Genomic DNA, 20,266 nt, shown 5'->3' with positions numbered 1-20,266 from the left:
TCCAATTACTGTGCCAGAAAAAAAAACAAAACTTAAATTATATGTGATAAATAATTGTATTTTAGCAATAAATAAATCTTAACCTATATGAAAAAAGTATTATTGTTTTGTGGCGCTTTTATTTTATTTATGTCTTTTAAAACGTTGAGCGATAGTGATAAAAGAGTATTTTATAGTGGTTTCACCTCAATACAAATTGATACTTTATTTCAGGATAAAATCAGTATTAGAGCAATATCAATAGATAAAAATAAAATTTGGTATGGAGCTGATAATTCCCGTTTTGGATACTATGATTTAGATAAAAAAGAGAAATTCGAAGAGCATATTTATCGCGATACTTTAAAATTAGAGTTCAGAAGTATAGCTCAAACTTCAAAAGATATTTTCTTATTAAGCGTTGGTAATCCGGCGTTACTTTATTCTGTTTCTAAAAAAACAAATAAAGTAAAACTCGTTTATAAAGAAGTGAATCCAAAAATATTTTACGATAGTATGCAATTTTGGAATGATAAAGAAGGAATCGCAATTGGAGATCCAACCGAAGACACTTTTTCGATTATTGTAACTCGCGATGGAGGCGAAACATGGACTAAAATTTTGTCTGATAAATTACCGACAAATGCAACAGGCGAAGCAGCTTTTGCGGCCAGTAATACAAACATTGTTATACAAGGAGATGATACATGGTTAGTTTCGGGTGGAAAAAAAGCGCGTGTTTTTTATTCGCCGGATAAAGCAAAAACATGGAAAGTAGTTGAAACACCAATTGTTCACGGTAAAACAATGACTGGTATTTTTACAGCAGATTTTTACGATTCAAAAAATGGATTTATTGCCGGTGGTGATTATGAATCTCCAAACAAAAAATCAGATAATAAAGCTTTTACTAAAGATGGCGGAAAGACCTGGCAATTAATTGGTCAGGAAATGGGATTTGGTTACGCGTCATGTGTTCAATATGTTCCGGGCGGAAATGGTAAAGAAATTGTTTGCGTAGGATCTGAAGGAATACAATATTCTCAAAATGGTGGACAAAACTGGACGCAATTGTCTACAGATTCAAAACTCTTCACACTTCGTTTTGTAAATAGAAACCTTGCGATTGCTGCAGGTCATAATAAAGTAGTAAGACTTCGTTTCAAATAGTTTTAAAATAACAAGAACCCTAAATAATAAAGTAAGTATTATTATATAGGGTTCTTGTCGCTGTTGTTTCTTTTAAGCAGGTATTTAATCTTTTCCTGCTTTATCTCGATATTGTTTTAACAATTTTCGATTAAAATCGTCTTCAGATTTTTTTAGCTTCAATATCTTTTTTGCCGAAAGTATCTTTTTTACATCTGAGTTATATTTGACTCTTAAAAGATATAATTCTTTATCAGTGGCTTCCATTTGAGAAAGTAATGATGCAGCTTCTTTCTCGGTAATCGAATTGATATTGTCATCATCTAATCGTTGTAAATACGTTTTCATTTTCTGATGTCTCAATTCGAATTGTTTATCGTCATAAGCATTATAAATCGGCCAGAACTTCTCAGCTTCAGTAGAAGATAATTCTAATTCAGTTGTTAAAAAAGAGACTTTATAAGCCTTAATTTTTTCACGTTTCTCATCTATTTTTCCGTTTTGAGCATAAAAAGAAAAGCTTACTAAAAACAGAATTATCGGAAGTATTTTTTTGATTTTCATCTTTTAAGTTTTGTTTTATTCGGAAATTAAATGTTCTATATTTGGACTTGATGATAAAATATCTTCAAGAGTTTCATCTTCTATGGCAACATTTTTATTTAGCTTTTGAATGTCTTTACTGTCTAAATTCTGAATCAAATCATATTGATTCAAATTAGATTGATAAGCTAAATAGGTTTCTAAAGTATCTTCGTCAAGCTCTTTAGAAGTTGCGTTGTAATTGTTTACTATCGGAATCATTAAGGCAATAACAATAACGGCGGCAGCAAGAATTGAAAGTACTCTTTTGCGTTTGTAAAACGGAATTACTTTTACTTCTTTTTTATCGTCGTTAATCTGTTGTAAAACTTTTGCCGAGAGATCATCAAAGTAATGATCCGGAGTTTTAAATCCGGTTGGTATTTTCGGTTCGTTTTCTAATTTAAATGCTTTCATAATAACAATAAGATAGATTTTGTTACAAAAGGTTTAATTTGATGTAACATATATTTCAATTTTTTTTACAGCATGATGATAAGAAGCTTTTAAAGCGCCTACTGAAGTTCCTAAAATTTCTGCTATTTCTTCGTATTTTAATTCTTCAAAATACTTCATTTTAAAAACCAATTGTTGCTTTTCGGGCAAGGTAATTATCGCTTTTTGAAGTTTTATTTGAATTTCATCACCATCAAAATAGACATCGGCTTTCAAGTTGTCGATGGTTTTATTTTGTAACGCTTCAGATGTTATACCATTTAATTTTGCCTTTTGATTCAAAAAAGTCAAGGCTTCATTAGTGGCAATTCGATACATCCAGGAAAAAAGTTTACTTTCTCCTTTAAAGTTTTTTAGATATTGATACACTTTTACAAATGTATTCTGCAAAACATCGTCAGTATCATCATGATTCAAAACAATGTTTCGAATATGAGAATACAAAGGTTTTTGATATTCAGACAAGAGTTTTTGAAACGCAATATTTTGCGTTTTAGGATCAAGTAACTGTTGTATGAATTCCTTTTCGTCTATCAAACTTTTTGATTTATCAAACTATATAGTATTAGAATGAATTTTAAGCAAAAGGTTTAATTAGGCTTACTTTTTTTAAAATTCAGATTCTTCTTCAGGAGTTTTTGCGGCTGGAGTTGCTGCAGGTTTTGGTTTTGCAGGTTCTGTAGTAGTTTGTTGAGGTGTGTATACCGGAACTTTTACAACAGGAACGACTTTTGGTTTAGTTGGGAAATAAATTTCCGTCATTAACTTAGAAGGACTTTTTACATCTAATTTACTGATCGTTAAAATTTCAAGATGTGACCAAGATAAATCCGGGAAGATTTTCTCGTTATTGATATAAGCAGTTGTTTTTGCAATTGCTTCATTTGTGTGTGAATAGTCTCCGGTTAAAGTTGTTTTCACAGCTTCAAAACCATTTAATTTTCCGCCTAAAATATCACTTCCAGAAGTTGTTGTAATTTCTCTGCTTGTTGGTAAACAAATCGAGATTTTTGCCAATCCGGTTGTTGTGTCATAAGTATGGTAAATAATAAAAGGCTTTCCGTTTGTTGCTAAACCATTGTTTTTACTGAACTCAATAAGTTTCGGAATTACAACGCGGGCATTTTTATTTACTTTCGAAATTTCACTTGTAAAAGTTTGTTTGATATAAGGAGTTTCAGTTTTCTTAACAACACCATTTACTTTTATAGCATAAGTTTTTGTTTCGAAATCTAAGTTTTTGTCAATGTTTGCAAGGCTTTTTTCGTAGATAGTTCCAATAACTTTATCAGAACCTCCGTTTAAAGCCGTATAAATTTTGAAAAGAAAACTCATTGTTCCTGTTCCTTTCCAGGTAACTTTTGTTTTTCCGGCAAGAGTATCTTTAAGAGTCCAGTTTACATCAGCTTCAGTTCCGTCGTATTTCATTTTTTGCTGAATACTTTCGCCTTCTTTAGTTTTAAGCGTAATTACATTTCCTGCACCATCTGGACTTGCAAAATAAAACGAAGCTCCATTTCCGGAAGTTTTATTTGGAAACGTCATTTTTATCGAAGGATCTTCTACAGACCAAGATTCAAAATCTTCATAATTTCTAAAATCATTTACATAGTTATACACAGTCGCTTTTGGCGAATTAATCACCTTGCTTCTTTCTACGGAAAAAATCCCTTTTTGGGTAGCGACAAAAACAGTGAGAGCAACTAAGCTTAATAATAATAAAAGAAATAAATATTTTAGAATCTTCATTGTGGTAGATTGTTTGGTGTCGTAAAGTTATAAATTTTATTACTAGTCGCACTAATAGCGCCGCAATAAAAGTACACTTTATAAATTTATTTGATCAAAAAAAGTTTCAAATAAAACGATTTTGAAGAAGTTTAATTGTAATTTTTTGAGATTTATTTTATTTATAAATCAACTATATTATTTAAAGGTCTATCTTTTGAAAAAGAATTTGATTACAAACAAAATCGCAATAAAAAGCAAGAATACAATTAAAACTTTATAATTTCCTTTGTAGAAAACTTTGTGTAATGCGAGATCTTTTCGATAAGCAAATATCATTACGATTACAAATGCAATAAAAAAACAGAGTGCGAATATTAATTGTCCTTGACTAAACATAGTAAAAAATTATTTTTGACAAATTTAGAGAATTGTATATGATTTGTTGCTAATTTGCCACTTCATTTAATCAATTAAAATCATGAGGAAACAACTTGATGCAGTAACTGAATTTCATACTGCTTTTAAAATAGGTCATAGTCAATCTCCAATTGCTGATTTGGGAGAATCTAAAAAACTGCTTCGTTATAATTTAATGAAAGAAGAAAACGAGGAGTATCTTGAAGCAGTTCAAAATAATGATTTAGTTGAAATTGCTGATGCGCTGGGAGATATGATGTATATTTTGTGCGGAACAATTATTGAACACGGATTACAAGATAAAATTGAAGCTGTTTTTGACGAGATTCAGCGTAGTAATATGAGTAAACTTGGCGAAGACGGACAGCCAATTTATAGAGAAGACGGAAAAGTAATGAAAGGTCCGAATTATTTTAAACCTGATTTTTCGAAACTTTTATAGAGAAAATTAACCGCAAAGTGCGCTAAGATTTATTTTTTCTTTACGCATACAAAACACAAAGTTAGCAAAGCTAGATCAACACAAAGCTTTGCGAACTTTGCGTTTAATCTTGCGCACTTTGCGGTAAAATTAGCTTTGCATTTTATGATATAAATAGAAAACCCGATAACTGTGAAGCTATCGGGTTTGTTTTTATATTAATCTTTTGATTATTGAACTTTTACAGTCCATCCAAAAGTGTCTTCAGAAAGTTTGTTTTGAAGACTAGTTAATTTTTCTTTTAAAAGAGCACCATAAGTATTCTCAATTGGAGCCATTTCATAATAAACATCCTGATAAGAGAATCCTTTGATTACGCTGATAACTGCTGCAGTTCCTGCACCAAAGATTTCTTTTAAAGATCCGTTTTTAGCAGCTTCTACTAATTCTGAAACAATAACCGGACGAACTTCAACTTTAAGACCTTCTTTTTCTGCCATTTCAATCAAACTTTTTCTGGTAATACCATCCAAAATTCTTTCGCTTGTTGGAGCAGTCAATAAAGTATCGTTAATTCTAAAGAAAACATTCATAGTTCCAGCTTCTTCCAGTTTAGTATGCGTTGCATCATCAGTCCAGATTACTTGTTGAAAACCATCTTTGTTTGCTAAATTAGTTGGGTAAAACTGTGCAGCATAGTTTCCGGCAGCTTTTGCAGCACCAATTCCACCATTTGCAGCTCTACTATAATGTTCAGCGATAATAACTTTTACTTCACCTGAATAATAAGATTTTGCAGGAGAAAGTAAAATCATGAATTTATATTCGTCAGAAGGATTTGCAATAACTCCGGCACCGGTTGCAATCATAAAAGGACGGATATACATACTAGCTCCGTTTCCTCTTTGAATCCATTCCTGATCAATTTTTAATAATTCGTTCAAACCATCCATAAAAACACTTTCCGGAACTTCTGGCATTGCCATACGAACTGCAGAATTGTTAAAACGTTTGAAGTTTTCATCTGGTCTAAACAACCAAACATCATTATTATCATCCTTATAAGCTTTCATTCCTTCAAAAATAGCTTGCCCGTAATGAAAGACTTTTGAAGAAGGATCCATTAAAATTGGAGCATAAGGCTTAATGACAGGATTTTGCCACTCTCCATTTTTAAAATCACATTCGAATAAATGGTCTGTAAAAACAGCACCAAAGCTTAAGTTTTCAAAGTCTACTTCGCTTATTTTTGACGAAGTCGCTTTTCTGATTTCAATTTTGCTTGCTTGAGTTGTACTCATAATAATGTTAGTTTTGTGTGTAATTTTCATTTCAATAGATTGAATCTAAAGCAATGATCAGGTATAATAGTATTTACTGAATGCAAAATTAAGTAAAAATATATAATTTACTTAGTAAAACTGCATTATTTAGAGCCTTTAACTGAGATTTATTTATCTTATAATAAAGTCAAAAAAAACGTTCAGTTTTATAAAGAATTTATGAAAAAAGTGCGGATTTTTAAGGCTTTACGCATTTGTTTTGACTAATTTTGACACGCAAAATGAGTTGAAATCGTACAAAAATGTACTACAAATTTATAAATAGTGGAAAGAGAGATAATTAAAACGCTGGATGGGTCAACAACAATTCATTTAAAGGAATGGGATGAATGTTATCATTCTAAGCATGGAGCAATTCAGGAAGCAAAACATGTATTTATAAAAAACGGACTTTCATTATTTGAAGATAATCCGGTTAGTATTCTTGAAATTGGTTTCGGGACAGGTTTGAATGCTTTTATAACTTTTTTGGAGTCTAATGCAAAACAACAGAAAATCGATTATGTTGGAGTAGAAGCGTATCCGGTAAATGCTGAAGAAGTTTTGGCAATGAATTATGTTGCAGAATTAGAGGCATTGGAATTTGATAACATTTTTCAGAAAATGCATAAAAGTGAATGGAATGAAAAAACGCAAATTTGCAACCTTTTCTCGTTAACCAAAAGGAAACAATTTTTTCATGAAATCGACGATTTAGAAATTTTTGATTTGATTTACTTTGATGCCTTCGGATATCGCGTTCAACCGGAGTTGTGGACTACTGAAATTTTTCGAAAAATGTATAATAGTTTAAAACCAAATGGTGTTTTGGTAACATATGCCGCTCGCGGAGTTGTTAAAAGAAGCATGATTGAAGTTGGATTTACTGTCGAAAAATTAGCAGGGCCTCCGGGGAAACGAGAGATGTTCAGAGCGTTTAAAAAGGTTTAAATGAGTTGTTTAGAAACGTTCTAGATTGATTTATATTTATTAAGAAAACGTATTCGTTGCTAAAGTTTTTAAAAAAATAAGTTAAATTGAATGTATATGAATGATATTTGTTTAAATTTGTTGCGAGTTTAAAAATATAGATAACCCCCGAAAATCTTATTTTATTATGTCAAAAATGATGTTTGATTACACGAAATCAATACTTGAGAGAGTAAGTTTCGATCCGATACTTTTCTGCAAAGAACTAGAAAAAGCTATCAAAACACTGTTACCGTACGAAATGGAACAATTGCAAGAATGGTTATTAAATTTCATTATTGAAAAACCAGAATTAAAACAAAGTTTACTACTAATTAAAGTATAAAAAAAGGAGCCAAATTGGCTCCTTTTTTATTTTTATTTCTTTTGTAGCGGACTAATGATTTGAACGTTCTGAAAAACAATTGCTCCTTTTACAACTCCGGCGATTGTAGATCGTAATGCGTCAATGATTTGCATTTTTAATTCGCTCTTTGGGTAAATTAAACTTACCTCACGAGCAGGTTTTGGTTCCTTAAAGTTACGCAGTTTCAGTTTATCGGACTCTTTTAAGTCTAAGGTGTGCAAGTACGGAAGTAACGTTGTGCCCAAACCTTCGTCGGCTAATTTTATAAGGGTTTCAAAGCTTCCACTTTGAATCTGAAAATTATTCTGATCGATATCAGAACCGTTTTTGCATAAATTTAAAATTCCGTCTCTAAAACAATGTCCATCTTGCAAAAGCAAAATTTCGTTGAGGTTTAGATCAGAAACTTCAATTTCTTCCTTAGAAAAACTTGCATGATGTTCCGGAATATAAGCTACGAAAGGCTCAAAATACAAAACGATTTCCTTTATTTTTTCGTCTTCAAGAGGCGTTGCGGCAATTGCAGCATCAAGATGACCGTTTTTTAGCTTCACAATAATTTCATCCGTGTTCAACTCTTCGATTAAGAGTTTTACTTTCGGATATTTTTTAATGAAATTATTCAAAAACATTGGTAAAAGCGTTGGCATAATCGTTGGAATTATTCCCAAACGAAATTCACCTCCAATAAAACCTTTTTGTTGTTCTACAATATCTTTGATTCTGTCTGCTTCGTTTACAATGTTTTTGGCTTGATTAACAATTTTCTGACCAATATCAGTAAGTTGGATAGGTTTTTTACTTCTGTCGAAGATCAAAATATTGAGTTCTTCTTCAATTTTTTGAATTTGCATACTTAAAGTAGGCTGTGTAACAAAACATTTTTCGGCAGCAAGCGTGAAGTTTTTATGTTCGGCAACGGCTAAGACATATTGTAATTGAGTTATAGTCATTTTGATAGTATTTTTTGATGCAAAAATAAGTAAATATAATTTTTTTTTATTCTATTTTTAAAGAAGTTGTTTTAAATTTGTAGTAAACATATTATAAAACGCATAACTATGAAAACAAATATTTTAGGATTACCTGTAAAAGAGTCTGAATTGTTGGTAAAAGAACTAAATGTATTATTGTCAAACTTTCAGGTTTACTATCAGAATTTAAGAGGAATACATTGGAATATTCGTGGGAAACGTTTTTTTGATTTACATGTAAAATTTGAAGAATTGTACACGGATGCACAATTAAAAATAGATATGATTGCCGAAAGAGTTTTGACAATAGGAGGAACTCCATTACATACATTTGAAGATTATATTAAAAACAACAAATTAGCGGTTGGAAAGAATATCTCAAACGACGAAAAAGCAGTTCAATTAATTGTTCATTCTTTGACTGATTTATTGAAAATCGAAAGAGAAATTCTAAAACAATCAGACGAAATCAACGACGAAGGAACCAATTCTATGATGAGCGACTTCATTGCAGAGCAGGAAAAAACGATCTGGATGATGAACGCTTGGTTAGAAGAAGAGTTGTAATTAATTGTTCCTTAGGTAAATATAAACAGAATGTGGGCGTGCCTTCATTCTGTTTTTTTATGATTGTTAAATTTCTATAAAATTTTTGCCCCTCCCGCTTTGATTTTATCAGTTTAACACTATTTTTGCTCCAATGAAACGAATCGCTCGCATATTATTATTCATATTTATTGCTTTCTTAGCAACGCCTACTATTGTTACGGTGCTTAAGAAAAGTAATGATACGTCTATGTTTTTCAGTTTTTCTGAAGAGGAGCATTCACACAAAGAACTTAAGGCAGCCGTTTATCCGGCAATACTTCAACACGAAGTTATAATTCCTGTTTATATTGAAAAAAAGACCATAGTGTCTGAAAATATTGTAAAACTAGACAATATTTCTCCGAGCATTTTTGCTCCACCTCCAAACTTGGCATAATACTTCCGATTATTTTGAACTGAACTGCATTTTTGAATAAATGTGGTCAATCTTTAATGAATAATTTTTTTAGTATTGTGTTATGACAAAAAAAATCAATCTTTTTGCCAACCTTAAATCTGATTTTGCTTCAGGTTTAGTGGTTTTCTTGGTGGCTCTTCCGTTGTGTTTAGGTATTGCAATGGCTTCTGGAGCGCCGTTATTTTCTGGAATTATCGCAGGTGTAATTGGTGGTATTGTAGTTGGTTATTTAAGCCAATCACACATCAGTGTATCTGGACCAGCAGCTGGATTAACAGCTATTATTTTGACCGCTATTTCGGATCTTGGTGCTTTTGATGTGTTTTTACTGTCTGTTTTTATTGCAGGACTAATTCAATTAGCATTAGGGTTTTTAAGAGCCGGAAGTATCTCAAACTATTTTCCAACAAATGTAATCGAAGGAATGTTAGCCGGTATTGGTATCATCATTATCTTAAAACAATTGCCTCATGCTTTTGGTTATGACGCAGATTTTGAAGGTGATCAGGCATTTGTACAGAATGACGGAAGCAATTCATTTTCGTTTTTATTCGATGTTTTAAATCACATTCAATTAGGAGCAGTCGTTATATCATTGATTTCACTTGTAATTTTAATTTCATGGGAGAAAATTCCATTTTTAAAGCGATTAAAATTAGTTCCGGGTGCATTAGTAGCTGTTATTGCCGGAGTACTTTTGAACGAATTTTTTGTTTCAACAGGAAGCTCTTTGGCAATTGCAAAAGAACATTTGGTTTCTTTGCCAGTTCCAAAATCTTTTGATGAATTTAAATCTATTCTAATTACACCAAACTTTACCGCTATTACAAATCCGCAAGTTTGGGTAGTTGCTATAACAATTGCCATTGTAGCTTCTATAGAAACATTACTTTGTATTGAAGCTTCTGATAGAATGGATGTTCAAAAACGTTATACAGATACAAATGTTGAGCTTAGAGCTCAGGGAATTGGTAATATTGTGAGTTCACTTTTAGGTGGTTTACCAATGACATCTGTAGTTGTAAGATCATCTGCTAATAATAATGCTGGAGCGAAATCTAAAATGTCAGCTATTATTCACGGAGTACTTTTATTAATAAGTGTTTTGTCAATTCCGGCACTTTTAAACAAGATTCCATTGGCAACATTGGCGACTGTATTAATTTTAGTGGGATATAAATTAGCAAAACCAGCGACTTTCTTTCATTTCTGGGAAAAAGGAAAATACCAGTTTGTGCCTTTTATTGCAACTTTAGTATTTGTTGTAGCAACAGATTTACTTAAAGGAGTTGCTTTAGGAATTATCATCAGTATCATTTTTGTGTTAAGAGGAAATCTGAAAAGAGCTTACAGCTTCAAGAAAGAAGAGTATGAAGACGGAGACGTTATTCATATTGACTTAGCTCAGGAAGTTTCATTCTTAAACAAAGCGGCTATCAAATTGACATTGAATGAGATTCCTGAAAACTCAAAAGTAATCATCAATGCACATGATACTGAGTATATTGCGCATGATGTTTTGGATTTAATTCGTGAGTTTAAAGAAACGCGCGCTGTTGACGAAAACATTAAGGTGAAACTAAAAGGATTTAAAGAAGCTTACGAGCTTGAAAATTCACCGGACATTGGTAACCACGTGTCTATAGAACATTATTATGATGTTGCAAAAAGAGCTTTGGTTAAAAAAGAGACGGTAAAAGAAAACATTTAAACAAATTAATTTTAATTAAGGTATTTCTTGAGTGTGAGAAGTATTAAAAAATTAGATAACTTTACAGTAAGTTATTTTTGATATGTTTAAACATGTAGAAGTACCATTCAAAAAACAAAAAAATGAGAGAGTTTTATAAGCAGTTATTAGAAAACAACAAACAATGGGTTGAAAAATCATTAGCATTAGACCCAAATTATTTTGCAGATTTAGCCAAAGGTCAAACACCGCCTTTATTATGGATTGGATGTTCTGACAGCCGTGTTCCTGCAAACGAAATTATTGGTGCTAAGCCAGGTGAGGTTTTTGTACACCGTAATATTGCAAATATGGTCGTGCACTCTGATATGAATATGTTGAGTGTTCTTGATTATGCAGTAAATGTTCTAAAAGTGAAACACGTTATTGTTTGCGGACATTACGGTTGTGGTGGTGTAAAAGCTGCAATGGGTAATATGTCTGTTGGAATTATCGACAACTGGATTCGTCACATTAAAGATGAATACCGTTTGCACGATAAATACTTAAATTCTATTGAAGATGAAACAGAGCGTTTTAATGCTTTTGTTGAAATCAATGCAAAAGAGCAAGTTTACAACTTAGCAAAAACTTCGATTGTACAAGGAGCTTGGAAAAACGGTCAGGATTTAATGCTTCACGGATGGGTTTACGGATTAAATTCTGGTTTTGTAACCGATTTAAATGTAAACATTGCTTCGAATGCTGAATTAGACGAAGTTTACCAACTAAGTAATCTATAAGAAATAAAAAATCGCCTCAAAAGGGCGATTTTTTTTTATTCGTTTTCGTCAAGATTTTCATTAAAAGCCGATGGTAACATTGTTGGAATAAACTTTATTAAAATCGGTAATAATAAACTTCCGCCGGGAAGTAAAAATATCGTTAGTGACGGAATGGTTTTGCAAATATCCAAAAGTTGTTTTTTTACTTTTTTCTTTTCCTTAGCATCCAAATCTCTGGTTGTAGAATAAGCCAAGAGAATCATTAATTCTTTGCTTTGAACAATCTCTTTAACCAATCTGTTTTTGTTTCTTATAATCAGTTTTACAACGCTGTGCGTCATTTGATCATAAAAATGTTTTACCGGATTTGAATAATTAAAATACGGAATCTTCTTTTTATGAGTGGTAATAAAGTTATTGGTTGTCTCAACGCTTTTGGCTACAAATTCATCCGAAACCTGCATCATTGATCCTAATGAATACAAAAAGTAAGCTTCTTCATTTTCTACAACACCATCACTCCACAACGCCATTCCAGCCATATCAATTAAATAATATTGCTCTAGTTTATTGCTGAAATAATCTAATTGTAAAGTTTCTAAAGTATCAACCGTAACTTTTGAAAACTTAGAATAGCGTATCGAAGCTTCAAAAAGTTTTATTAGTAAATCGTCATGTTGAGATTTTGCAGTTTTGGTTTTTAATGCCAAAGCTACAATACCAAGAACAGTTTCTTCAATACGTTTCAGGTATTTATCAGGAATTGATCCGTGTTCTAAGTATTGCCTGAAAGCCAAAACATCAATAAACAAAAGCGCATTAGTAACTAAATGCGAGAAGTTTTTACTGATAATACTGTCATTCGTCTGAACGCGTTGGTCTATTATGTTCTCTAAAGATAGGGAAGGAGTGTCTTTTGGAAGTAAAATTTTGAAAATACTAAATCCTTCAGGATTCATTTCTTTATAAAATTTTAAAACCTCTGTAATAAAATTGTTAGGTTCAGAACTTCTTTTTTCGATACAAAAAACACCGTATAAAGTGTTTAATAAGGCGACTTTTGAAATCTCGGTTTTAAACCAGCCTTTTATTTCAATTGGAATTTGAGAATCTATAGAAATGATGTGTCCATAAATAAAACCAGTTTCTCTGACTTTATAGTAGAACGAATCTGTAGTTTCAAAAGGAATAGCTTCTGAAAACTTTTGTTCACTAAAAAACTTGTCTATCCAACCTGGAGCTGATGGGTTAATCATTAACTTTAATTTATAGCTGCAAAGCTATATCTTTTTCTTGTTTTGGGATTAATTTTAAATGAAATAACCACTACATTTTGTGAAAATATAGTGGTTATTGTGTTTTTTATTTGATTAGTCCTGCACAAGCAACTCTACCGCCGGCATTTCCGGTTGGTTGTGTCGTAAAATCGTCAGTTCCCTGATGTACAATTAAACCTTTTCCTAAGATATCTTTGGTTGCATCTCCACAACCAATACACCATTCGTCAGTTGTTAAAGTGATAGTTCCGTTTCCTTTTGCATCAGCAGTAAAGTTTCCGATATCACCTTTATGATATTCAGCTGAACCCCATTTTCCGTGCTTTTTGAAAGTTGGATTCCAGTGTCCACCAGCAGAACTTCCGTCAGCAGCAGTACAATCTGATTTTTCGTGAATGTGAATCGCGTGAACTCCCGGTTGTAAACCAGCTACTTTTGCAGTAAAAGTTACTTTTCCGTTTTTTTCTGTAAAAGTTGCAGTTCCGCTAACGGTACTATTACTTTTTGGCTCCAATGCTACAGTTAAAGTTTTGGCATCAGCCGATTTTGTATTGGTCTTACAGCCAATGATTACGGCTGCAATTATTGCGAAAGAAACTATTATTTTTTTCATATACGAGGCTTTTTGAATTAAAGATTAAGTAAATTTAACATAAAAAGGCGGATTTCATTTAACATGGAAAGTTAAATAATTCTAAAACCAAAGTATTTAATTTTCTTTCACTTTAAGTGATGAACCAAAAAATATTGCGTAATTTCGTAGTTATCAGTTTCTTGGTGTTTTTGTAATGTCTTATTAGTTTATTTTTAATACAGATGATTATGGTAAAAAATATTTTAAGTTTGGGTTTTTGGATAGTCATCTTATTTTCGAGCAGTGTTTGTATGGCTCAAAAAGGAAATTCAACATTTACGCTAGAAGGAAATTGGGAACTGAATTATATAACTGGACCAAAAGTTACTTTCAATATTTTGTTTCCCAATAAAAAGCCTGCTCTCTATTTTGATCTTAAAGAAAAACGAGTTGCTGGTTTTAACGGTTGTAATTCTTTTTCAGGGGTATTAAAAACTGAAGATAAGAAAATTGATTTTTCTCAACCATTTGCAGTGACTAAAATGGCATGCACGGATCCAGAGGGAGAAAGTGTTTTTATGCATACAATACAGCGAATAGATAGCTATTCTTTTTCTAAAAATGGTAAAACACTCAATTTGATTTCTGATAATAGCGTACTGATGCGATTTTCTAAAATTTAAAAATACTTTATAATACTATTAAATACTTATTTTATGAAAGCTAAGTTGTCCATTTTAGTGATGTTGTTTTGCTTTTTTAATATAGCTGTTTTTGCCCAGGAAAAGACAAAGAAAGAATTAAAAGCAGAAAGAGAATTACAAAAACAAAAAGCAATTGAAGATCTTATCAATTCTAAAAATTTTGTTTTTGAAGCGCAAAAAGCACAACCATTAGGTTCAAGGCTGATAAACTTAGATTACAATACTTATTTTTTGAATTTTAATACCACAAAAACAACTTGCGATTTACCATTTTTTGGCCGTGCCTATTATGTGCCTTATGGTGGAGATGGCGGGATGAAGTTTGAAGGCGTACCAGAGAATATTCAGATTGAAAAAAAGAAAAAGAGTTACAACATCAATTCGACTGTAAAAGGTAAGGATGATGTTTATAGTCTGTATTTTTCTGTTTTTCCTGACGGAGGAGCAACGCTTTCTATTAATTGTAATAATAAAGTTGCGATTTCTTATCAGGGAGTTGTTTCAGCTCCTAAAAAAGACGAAAGCAAGAAATAGAATATCTAATTATTGTGTCCCGAATTTCTATTGTTTATGCCGAAAAAGAATCTTTTTATTTTGCCGCAGAAACATCATTTCATGACGATGTTTTTATTCATTACGATAACAGCTTTTAGTCAGGATTTAGAACCCAGAGTTTATGCTAATGTGGCCAAAAACCTGAACGTAATTGCTGTTGGCTATGTTTTCATGGACGGAAATGTATTGACAGATCCTTCTTTGCCAATAAAGGATTTTACGATTCAGAGTCATAATGTCGCTGCAAATTATATCAGAACCTTTGGTTTGTATAATAAATTGGCACGTATACAGGTTTCGCTTCCATATTCTTTTATGGATGGATCGTTAACAAATACAAATGGAAATGTTTTAACAGGTTCAAGAACTGGTTTTGCTGACATGAAAGTACGATTTGGAATCAATTTGCTAGGTTCGCCCGCGCTCGATAAATCTGAATTTAGAAACTTTGAACAAAAAACAATTCTGGGAGTTAGTTTGGTTACATCAATTCCAACCGGAAAATATTACGATGATAAACAAGTAAATATAGGCACAAACCGTTGGGGATTTAAACCTGAAATTGGAGTTTCAAAACGTTTTGCGCATGTCTACGCCGAAGCTTATGGCGGGATCTGGTTTTATACCAATAATAACGATTATTTAAATGGCAAAAAGTTAGAACAAAAACCAACGTATAGTCTGCAAGCTCACGCAAGTTATTACTTCAAAAATAATATGTGGATTGGTTTTAACACCAATTGGTTTTTTGGCGGAAAGACCGTAATAGATGGAGTTTCAGACGATAGCCAAATTGACAATTGGAGAGTAGGAGGAACTTTTTCTACGCCAGTTGCGAAAGGGCAATCAGTTAAATTTCAATATCATGTAGGAGCTTATACTAATAACGGATTAAATTATTATGCGTTATCAGTTGCTTATCAATACTCGTTTTTTTAATCGTAAGAATATTTTTATAGGCTATTTTTTAATAGCTTAAAAATCAGTATATTTGAAAGTAAGTACCCATTTATAAACAAATTAAACTTATAAGTATGAAAAAATTAAGTCTTATTCTTATTATGGCAATTGCAACGTTCTCTTCTTATGCTCAATCATCATTTAAAGAGGATGTTGATGTTCTTCAAAGTGTTTACGGTAAATCAAAAAGTGACCTTGTAAAACAATACATGAATTTATCAGATGCACAATCTGCTGCTTTTACCAAAATTTATGATAATTATGAAACTGAGCGTAAAGCACTTGGACAAACGAAATTTCAGCTTATTAATGATTATGCCGCAAATTATGCAACCTTAACAGATGAAAAAGCTGATGAATTGGCAAAAGGAACTTTGAAAAATCATTTAGGATATGAAAAGTTGTATTCTAAAACTTACGGACAAGCAAAGAAAGCTATCGGAGCTATAAATGCTGCTAAATTTATCCAATTAGAAGTATATCTTCAAACGATAATAAGAGCCGAAATTCTGGAGTCAATTCCTTTTATTGGAGAATTAGATAAATCAAAAGTTCAAATAAATTAGAGTTTATTTTTTGATATACAAAAGGCAGTTATTAATTCAATAACTGCCTTTTTTTATTTATTCGGAAAATGGATTACTTGGAAGTTTTAACTTCGTAAATAGCATTTACCATTCCGTTGCGTGGCGAATCAAGAGGAAGTTCCCAAAACATAATTCCGCCTAATTTTTTAGCTTTTACATATTCTGTTTTAGCTTTTATAGAAGTTAAATCGTCTCCTGTAGCAAATGTTTTCTCTTTTTCATTGTACCAATATGGCGCTTTAGCTTTATCATCCCAAAAATATTTCCAGCCATTTGCTTCTGTGTAAGTAGTTGCAAAGTTTTTAAAATCAACACCAGGAATATGTTCTCCAGCTTGGTATAAACCGTTGTTTATATTTTCTACATTTTTCCATGTTCTGGTATAAAAAGCGCCTCCAATAATTAATTTTTCAGCAGGAATTCCTTGGTTTAATAAATAAGTAACCGCTCTGTCTGTTGATTCTTCCTTTGGATTTGTACTGTATAAAGGCGTGTGATGTCCGGTAACTTTAGAATATCCGTTTACCAAATCATAACTCATAATATTAATACGATTTACAAGTGGCGCAACAATTTTCCAATCGATAGATTCGTCTAAATATTTTTGAAAACCACCGGCAGCAAAACTCAATTCGTATTTTTTACCTAATGTTGAACGTAAAATTTTGATTAATTCTGTGAAATTTGGTTTGTCCGCAGCTTGATATAAATGCCCCGGAAGTCCTTCAATTGCTGGATATTCCCAATCAAGATCTAAACCATCTACTTTGAAATAATTACTAACTTCTTTTACTGATTTAGCAAAAGTTAATCTTCCTTCGGCAGTAGAAAATGCAGCAGAACAAGGTTCACAACCTCCCCAGCCACCAAGCGAAAGAATAATTTTAAGCTGTGGATTTTTTGCTTTTAAAGAAACTAAATATTTAATAGTTGTCGAATCTTTAGGAGAATCAACACTTAGTTTACCTTCTTTTAAATGGCAGAAACTAAAAATAATTTGATTGAGTTTGTTTACCTCATATTCATTAATTAGTTTGTCATCGCCAGTATAGTAAGCAATAATGTCCATCTTTTTGTTTTTTTGAGCGAATGTATTTGTGGTACAAAAGCACAAAACAAATAAGACAATTAGGTTAATTTGTTTCATTTTATGTTTTTTTGAGTTTTTAGAATGTTAAATATAAAGTAATACATTCAATATTTAACTATTCTGACAAGATCGGAAAGTTAATTTTAACAAAATTTTGCAAATTGTTGCAAAAATATTGCGAATCGTTATTTCGCGTTTAAACAAAAAAATAGATAAAAAATAAACCAACTTACTTACATTTTCTTATATCACTTACATGGTGATAAATTGGTTTGCGTAGACGCACTGCTGTGCGCCTCTACAAAAAACATGGTAAAAAATAGGTTTGCGTAGACGCACAGCTGTGCGCCTCTACAATGGTATGATAAAAAAAATAAACCCGCACTGTTTCGGATTAGTGCGGGTTTAAACAAATTAAAAGCTAAAAACTATTTTTATATTAGAAGCAGTATTCGTTTTCTGCAACTAATTTAGATGTAATAACTTCTCTCAAAGCTACAACATTTGGATTGTTTGTGTATTTTGTGAAACGTTTAAGTCCCATTAACATCATACGTTGTTCGTCTCCTTCAGCAAAAGAAATAATTCCTTCTTTACCTCTTGAGTTTACGATATCTACAGCTTTATACAAGTATAATTTTGCCATAGCGATTTGCTCTTGTACTTTAGCTTCACCTTGATTTTTAGCCAATTTTTCAGTTCTAAGAATAGTACTTTCAGCCATGTAAATCTCGATTAAGATATCAGAAGCAGCCATTAATAACTGTTGGTGAGAATCTAAATCTGGTCCGTATTTTTGAACAGCGCTTCCGGCAACCATTAAGAAAACTTTCTTAAGGTTAGCGATAATTCCTTTTTCTTCAGCAAATAATTCAGAGAAATCAGGAGTATCAAAAGATGGGATTCCCATTAATTCTTCCTGAACTTTCATAGCTGGTCCAAGTAATTCAACGTGACCTTTCATAGCCTTTTTGATCAACATACCTACAGAAAGCATTCTGTTGATTTCGTTTGTTCCTTCGTAGATTCTAGCGATACGAGCATCTCTCCAGGCACTTTCCATTGGAGTGTCTTCAGAGAATCCCATTCCACCAAAAATTTGAATTCCTTCGTCAGCACAAGATTGTACGTCTTCAGAAACTGCAACTTTAAGGATAGAACATTCGATAGCATATTCTTCAACACCTTTTAATTCAGCTTCCTGGTGAGAAGTTCCTTCAGCTTCACGAGCAGCGATTCTGTCTTCGATATCTTTTGCAGCACGGTAAGAAGCACTTTCTCCAGCGTATGCATTAGTTGCCATTTCAGCTAGTTTAGAACGGATTGCTCCAAAAGATGAAATTGCAGTATTAAATTGGATTCTTTCGTTAGCATATTTAACTGCATTTGTAGTAACTCTACGTTGTGCATCTAAACAAGCTGCTGCCAATTTAATACGACCAACGTTCAAAGCGTTCATTGCAATTTTGAAACCGTTTCCTCTTTCAGACAACATGTTTTCAACAGGAACTTTTGTATCGTTGAAGAAAACCTGACGAGTAGAAGAAGCACGGATTCCTAATTTATGCTCTTCTTCATTCATAGAAATTCCGTTTGACGGATCATTTTCTACGATAAAACCAGTAATATTTTTGTCATCTCCAATACGAGCAAAAACGATGAAAACGCTACAGAAACCTGCATTCGAAATCCACATTTTTTGTCCTGTAATAGAGTAGTGTGTTCCATCTTCAGATAAAACAGCTTTAGTTTTTCCTGAGTTAGCATCAGATCCTGCACCTGGTTCAGTTAAGCAATAAGCTCCAAACCATTCTCCAGAAGCTAATTTAGGAACGTATTTTTTCTTTTGTTCTTCAGTACCATAAAGCGTAATTGGCATAGTTCCAATTCCTGTATGAGCACCAAAAGCAGTTGAGAACGATCCTGTAGCACCAGAAATGTAATCACAAACTAGCATTGTAGATACGAATCCCATTCCTAATCCGCCGTATTCCTCAGGAACTGCAACTCCTAGAAGTCCAAGTTCTCCAGCTTTACGCATAGATGATTCAGTATAAGCATAATCTTTCTTTTCGAAACGATCTTTGTGTGCCCATAATTCTTTGTCAACGAACTCTTTTACAGAGTCACGCATCATTAACTGCTCTTCCGAAAAATCTTCTGGTGTAAAGATATCTTCGCACTTTGTTTCCTTAACTAAAAACTGACCACCACGGGTTACGTTTTTTTCGATTGTATCTGCCATTTTGTTTTTGTTTAGATTAAAAGATGAAAGAGTCAAGAAGAAAGATTTAATCTAACTTACTTATGAAACCTGATGTCATCCTTTGAAATTCAATTATTTTGTTTTCTATTTCTTCAGTTTTTTCTTTTGATAAATAGTCGTTTTGACAAGCTATTAACAATTGTGTTTGTAATTCAAATGAAGATCCTAAACTAATATTCAGATAATGCTGAAAATGTTTATTTCCCCTGTTTGATCCTTCAGCAATATTAGAAGGCATTGAAACAGAACATCGATTCATTTGATTTGTCAAACTATACGTTTCTGATTTTGGAAAAGTGGCAGTTAGTTTATAGATATTATTAGTAATTTCCATAGCTAAAATCCAAATTTTCAAATTCTTAAAATTGTGTCTCATGTTTTTTTGAGGCAAGATAAGAAGAAAAAATAAAAGTAAGTTTTTTATTA

The 20,266-nt window shown here is 32.2% G+C and carries 24 protein-coding genes; 12 read left to right on the top strand and 12 right to left on the bottom strand.

All coding sequences use genetic code 11. The annotated features are described in order from the left end of the window. Positions 1-87: 87 nt before the first annotated feature. Positions 88-1,149, top strand: coding sequence for an oxidoreductase (locus WN975_RS12070; RefSeq protein WP_337966750.1), 1,062 nt, complete (start codon positions 88-90; stop codon positions 1,147-1,149). Positions 1,150-1,233: 84 nt separating this feature from the next. On the opposite strand, the gene WN975_RS12065 is transcribed toward WN975_RS12070, so the two are convergent. The 5 genes from WN975_RS12065 to WN975_RS12045 all read right to left on the bottom strand — a co-directional run bounded on the left by WN975_RS12065 (position 1,234) and on the right by WN975_RS12045 (position 4,293). Further along, a complete protein-coding gene (locus WN975_RS12065; RefSeq protein ID WP_337966749.1) occupies positions 1,234-1,692 on the bottom strand; it encodes a sensor of ECF-type sigma factor in 459 nt (152 codons plus the stop codon). Between the two features lie 15 nt (positions 1,693-1,707). Next, entirely contained in the window at positions 1,708-2,127 is a 420-nt protein-coding gene (locus tag WN975_RS12060; protein ID WP_099708898.1) for a hypothetical protein, read from the bottom strand. Positions 2,128-2,160: 33 nt separating this feature from the next. Then, on the bottom strand, positions 2,161-2,703 hold the full coding sequence (locus WN975_RS12055; RefSeq protein WP_337966748.1) for a sigma-70 family RNA polymerase sigma factor: 543 nt from the start codon (positions 2,701-2,703) through the stop codon (positions 2,161-2,163). A gap of 72 nt (positions 2,704-2,775) precedes the next feature. Beyond that, the gene (locus tag WN975_RS12050; RefSeq protein WP_337966747.1) at positions 2,776-3,915 is read right to left on the bottom strand and encodes a transcriptional regulator; all 1,140 of its coding nucleotides are present in this window, start codon (positions 3,913-3,915) and stop codon (positions 2,776-2,778) included. 189 nt (positions 3,916-4,104) lie between these two features. Next, positions 4,105-4,293 (bottom strand): hypothetical protein, encoded by a 189-nt coding sequence (locus WN975_RS12045; protein WP_089354292.1) that lies wholly within the window; start codon positions 4,291-4,293, stop codon positions 4,105-4,107. Positions 4,294-4,375: 82 nt separating this feature from the next. Between WN975_RS12045 and WN975_RS12040 the strand changes: the two genes are divergently transcribed. After that, a complete protein-coding gene (locus tag WN975_RS12040) occupies positions 4,376-4,756 on the top strand; it encodes a nucleoside triphosphate pyrophosphohydrolase family protein (protein WP_099708895.1) in 381 nt (126 codons plus the stop codon). 209 nt (positions 4,757-4,965) lie between these two features. Here the strand turns inward: WN975_RS12040 and WN975_RS12035 are convergent, their stop codons facing one another. Continuing rightward, complete coding sequence (locus WN975_RS12035; RefSeq protein ID WP_099712677.1) at positions 4,966-6,036, bottom strand: branched-chain amino acid aminotransferase; 1,071 nt, start codon at positions 6,034-6,036, stop codon at positions 4,966-4,968. A gap of 306 nt (positions 6,037-6,342) precedes the next feature. On the opposite strand from WN975_RS12035, the gene mnmD reads away from it, so the two are divergent. Together mnmD and WN975_RS12025 are read left to right on the top strand one after the other, a co-directional pair. After that, a complete protein-coding gene (gene mnmD / locus WN975_RS12030; RefSeq protein ID WP_337966746.1) occupies positions 6,343-7,008 on the top strand; it encodes a tRNA (5-methylaminomethyl-2-thiouridine)(34)-methyltransferase MnmD in 666 nt (221 codons plus the stop codon). A gap of 166 nt (positions 7,009-7,174) precedes the next feature. Beyond that, positions 7,175-7,372, top strand: coding sequence for a hypothetical protein (locus WN975_RS12025; protein WP_017496117.1), 198 nt, complete (start codon positions 7,175-7,177; stop codon positions 7,370-7,372). 32 nt (positions 7,373-7,404) lie between these two features. Here the strand turns inward: WN975_RS12025 and WN975_RS12020 are convergent, their stop codons facing one another. After that, entirely contained in the window at positions 7,405-8,346 is a 942-nt protein-coding gene (locus WN975_RS12020; protein ID WP_337966745.1) for a LysR substrate-binding domain-containing protein, read from the bottom strand. Between the two features lie 108 nt (positions 8,347-8,454). Between WN975_RS12020 and WN975_RS12015 the strand changes: the two genes are divergently transcribed. From WN975_RS12015 to can, 4 genes are all read left to right on the top strand, one after another. Beyond that, on the top strand, positions 8,455-8,934 hold the full coding sequence (locus tag WN975_RS12015) for a Dps family protein (RefSeq protein ID WP_099708892.1): 480 nt from the start codon (positions 8,455-8,457) through the stop codon (positions 8,932-8,934). A gap of 133 nt (positions 8,935-9,067) precedes the next feature. Continuing rightward, complete coding sequence (locus WN975_RS12010) at positions 9,068-9,352, top strand: hypothetical protein (protein ID WP_337966744.1); 285 nt, start codon at positions 9,068-9,070, stop codon at positions 9,350-9,352. 82 nt (positions 9,353-9,434) lie between these two features. Beyond that, positions 9,435-11,084: a SulP family inorganic anion transporter gene (locus WN975_RS12005; RefSeq protein ID WP_337966743.1), complete on the top strand. Its 1,650-nt coding sequence runs from the start codon at positions 9,435-9,437 to the stop codon at positions 11,082-11,084. Positions 11,085-11,206: 122 nt separating this feature from the next. Beyond that, positions 11,207-11,845, top strand: a complete 639-nt coding sequence (can, locus tag WN975_RS12000) for a carbonate dehydratase (protein ID WP_121329477.1) — start codon at positions 11,207-11,209, stop codon at positions 11,843-11,845. A gap of 35 nt (positions 11,846-11,880) precedes the next feature. Here the strand turns inward: can and WN975_RS11995 are convergent, their stop codons facing one another. Both WN975_RS11995 and WN975_RS11990 read right to left on the bottom strand, forming a co-directional pair. Next, on the bottom strand, positions 11,881-13,083 hold the full coding sequence (locus WN975_RS11995; RefSeq protein ID WP_337966742.1) for an LETM1-related biofilm-associated protein: 1,203 nt from the start codon (positions 13,081-13,083) through the stop codon (positions 11,881-11,883). Positions 13,084-13,189: 106 nt separating this feature from the next. Continuing rightward, positions 13,190-13,717 (bottom strand): superoxide dismutase family protein, encoded by a 528-nt coding sequence (locus tag WN975_RS11990; RefSeq protein ID WP_337966741.1) that lies wholly within the window; start codon positions 13,715-13,717, stop codon positions 13,190-13,192. 209 nt (positions 13,718-13,926) lie between these two features. Here WN975_RS11990 and WN975_RS11985 point away from each other — a divergent pair, with 209 nt between their 5' ends. From WN975_RS11985 to WN975_RS11970, 4 genes are all read left to right on the top strand, one after another. After that, positions 13,927-14,361 carry an META domain-containing protein gene (locus WN975_RS11985; RefSeq protein WP_337966740.1) on the top strand — a complete coding sequence of 145 codons (435 nt, stop codon included), beginning with the start codon at positions 13,927-13,929 and terminating at the stop codon, positions 14,359-14,361. Positions 14,362-14,394: 33 nt separating this feature from the next. Beyond that, positions 14,395-14,916 (top strand): DUF4251 domain-containing protein, encoded by a 522-nt coding sequence (locus tag WN975_RS11980; RefSeq protein ID WP_337966739.1) that lies wholly within the window; start codon positions 14,395-14,397, stop codon positions 14,914-14,916. Positions 14,917-14,952: 36 nt separating this feature from the next. Beyond that, positions 14,953-15,876 carry a transporter gene (locus WN975_RS11975; protein WP_337966738.1) on the top strand — a complete coding sequence of 308 codons (924 nt, stop codon included), beginning with the start codon at positions 14,953-14,955 and terminating at the stop codon, positions 15,874-15,876. Between the two features lie 95 nt (positions 15,877-15,971). Continuing rightward, positions 15,972-16,463 (top strand): hypothetical protein, encoded by a 492-nt coding sequence (locus tag WN975_RS11970; protein WP_337966737.1) that lies wholly within the window; start codon positions 15,972-15,974, stop codon positions 16,461-16,463. Positions 16,464-16,536: 73 nt separating this feature from the next. On the opposite strand, the gene WN975_RS11965 is transcribed toward WN975_RS11970, so the two are convergent. From WN975_RS11965 to WN975_RS11955, 3 genes are all read right to left on the bottom strand, one after another. Beyond that, the gene (locus WN975_RS11965) at positions 16,537-17,631 is read right to left on the bottom strand and encodes a glycoside hydrolase family 18 protein (protein ID WP_337966736.1); all 1,095 of its coding nucleotides are present in this window, start codon (positions 17,629-17,631) and stop codon (positions 16,537-16,539) included. 382 nt (positions 17,632-18,013) lie between these two features. After that, a complete protein-coding gene (locus tag WN975_RS11960; RefSeq protein ID WP_083693002.1) occupies positions 18,014-19,819 on the bottom strand; it encodes an acyl-CoA dehydrogenase family protein in 1,806 nt (601 codons plus the stop codon). A gap of 46 nt (positions 19,820-19,865) precedes the next feature. Then, positions 19,866-20,216, bottom strand: coding sequence for a four helix bundle protein (locus WN975_RS11955; protein WP_337966735.1), 351 nt, complete (start codon positions 20,214-20,216; stop codon positions 19,866-19,868). Positions 20,217-20,266 lie beyond the last annotated feature (50 nt).

Source organism: uncultured Flavobacterium sp. (assembly GCF_951805225.1).
Taxonomy (GTDB): Bacteria; Bacteroidota; Bacteroidia; order Flavobacteriales; family Flavobacteriaceae; genus Flavobacterium.
Note: the sequence above shows the minus strand (reverse complement) of the source record. Positions and strands in the feature narration are given on the sequence as shown.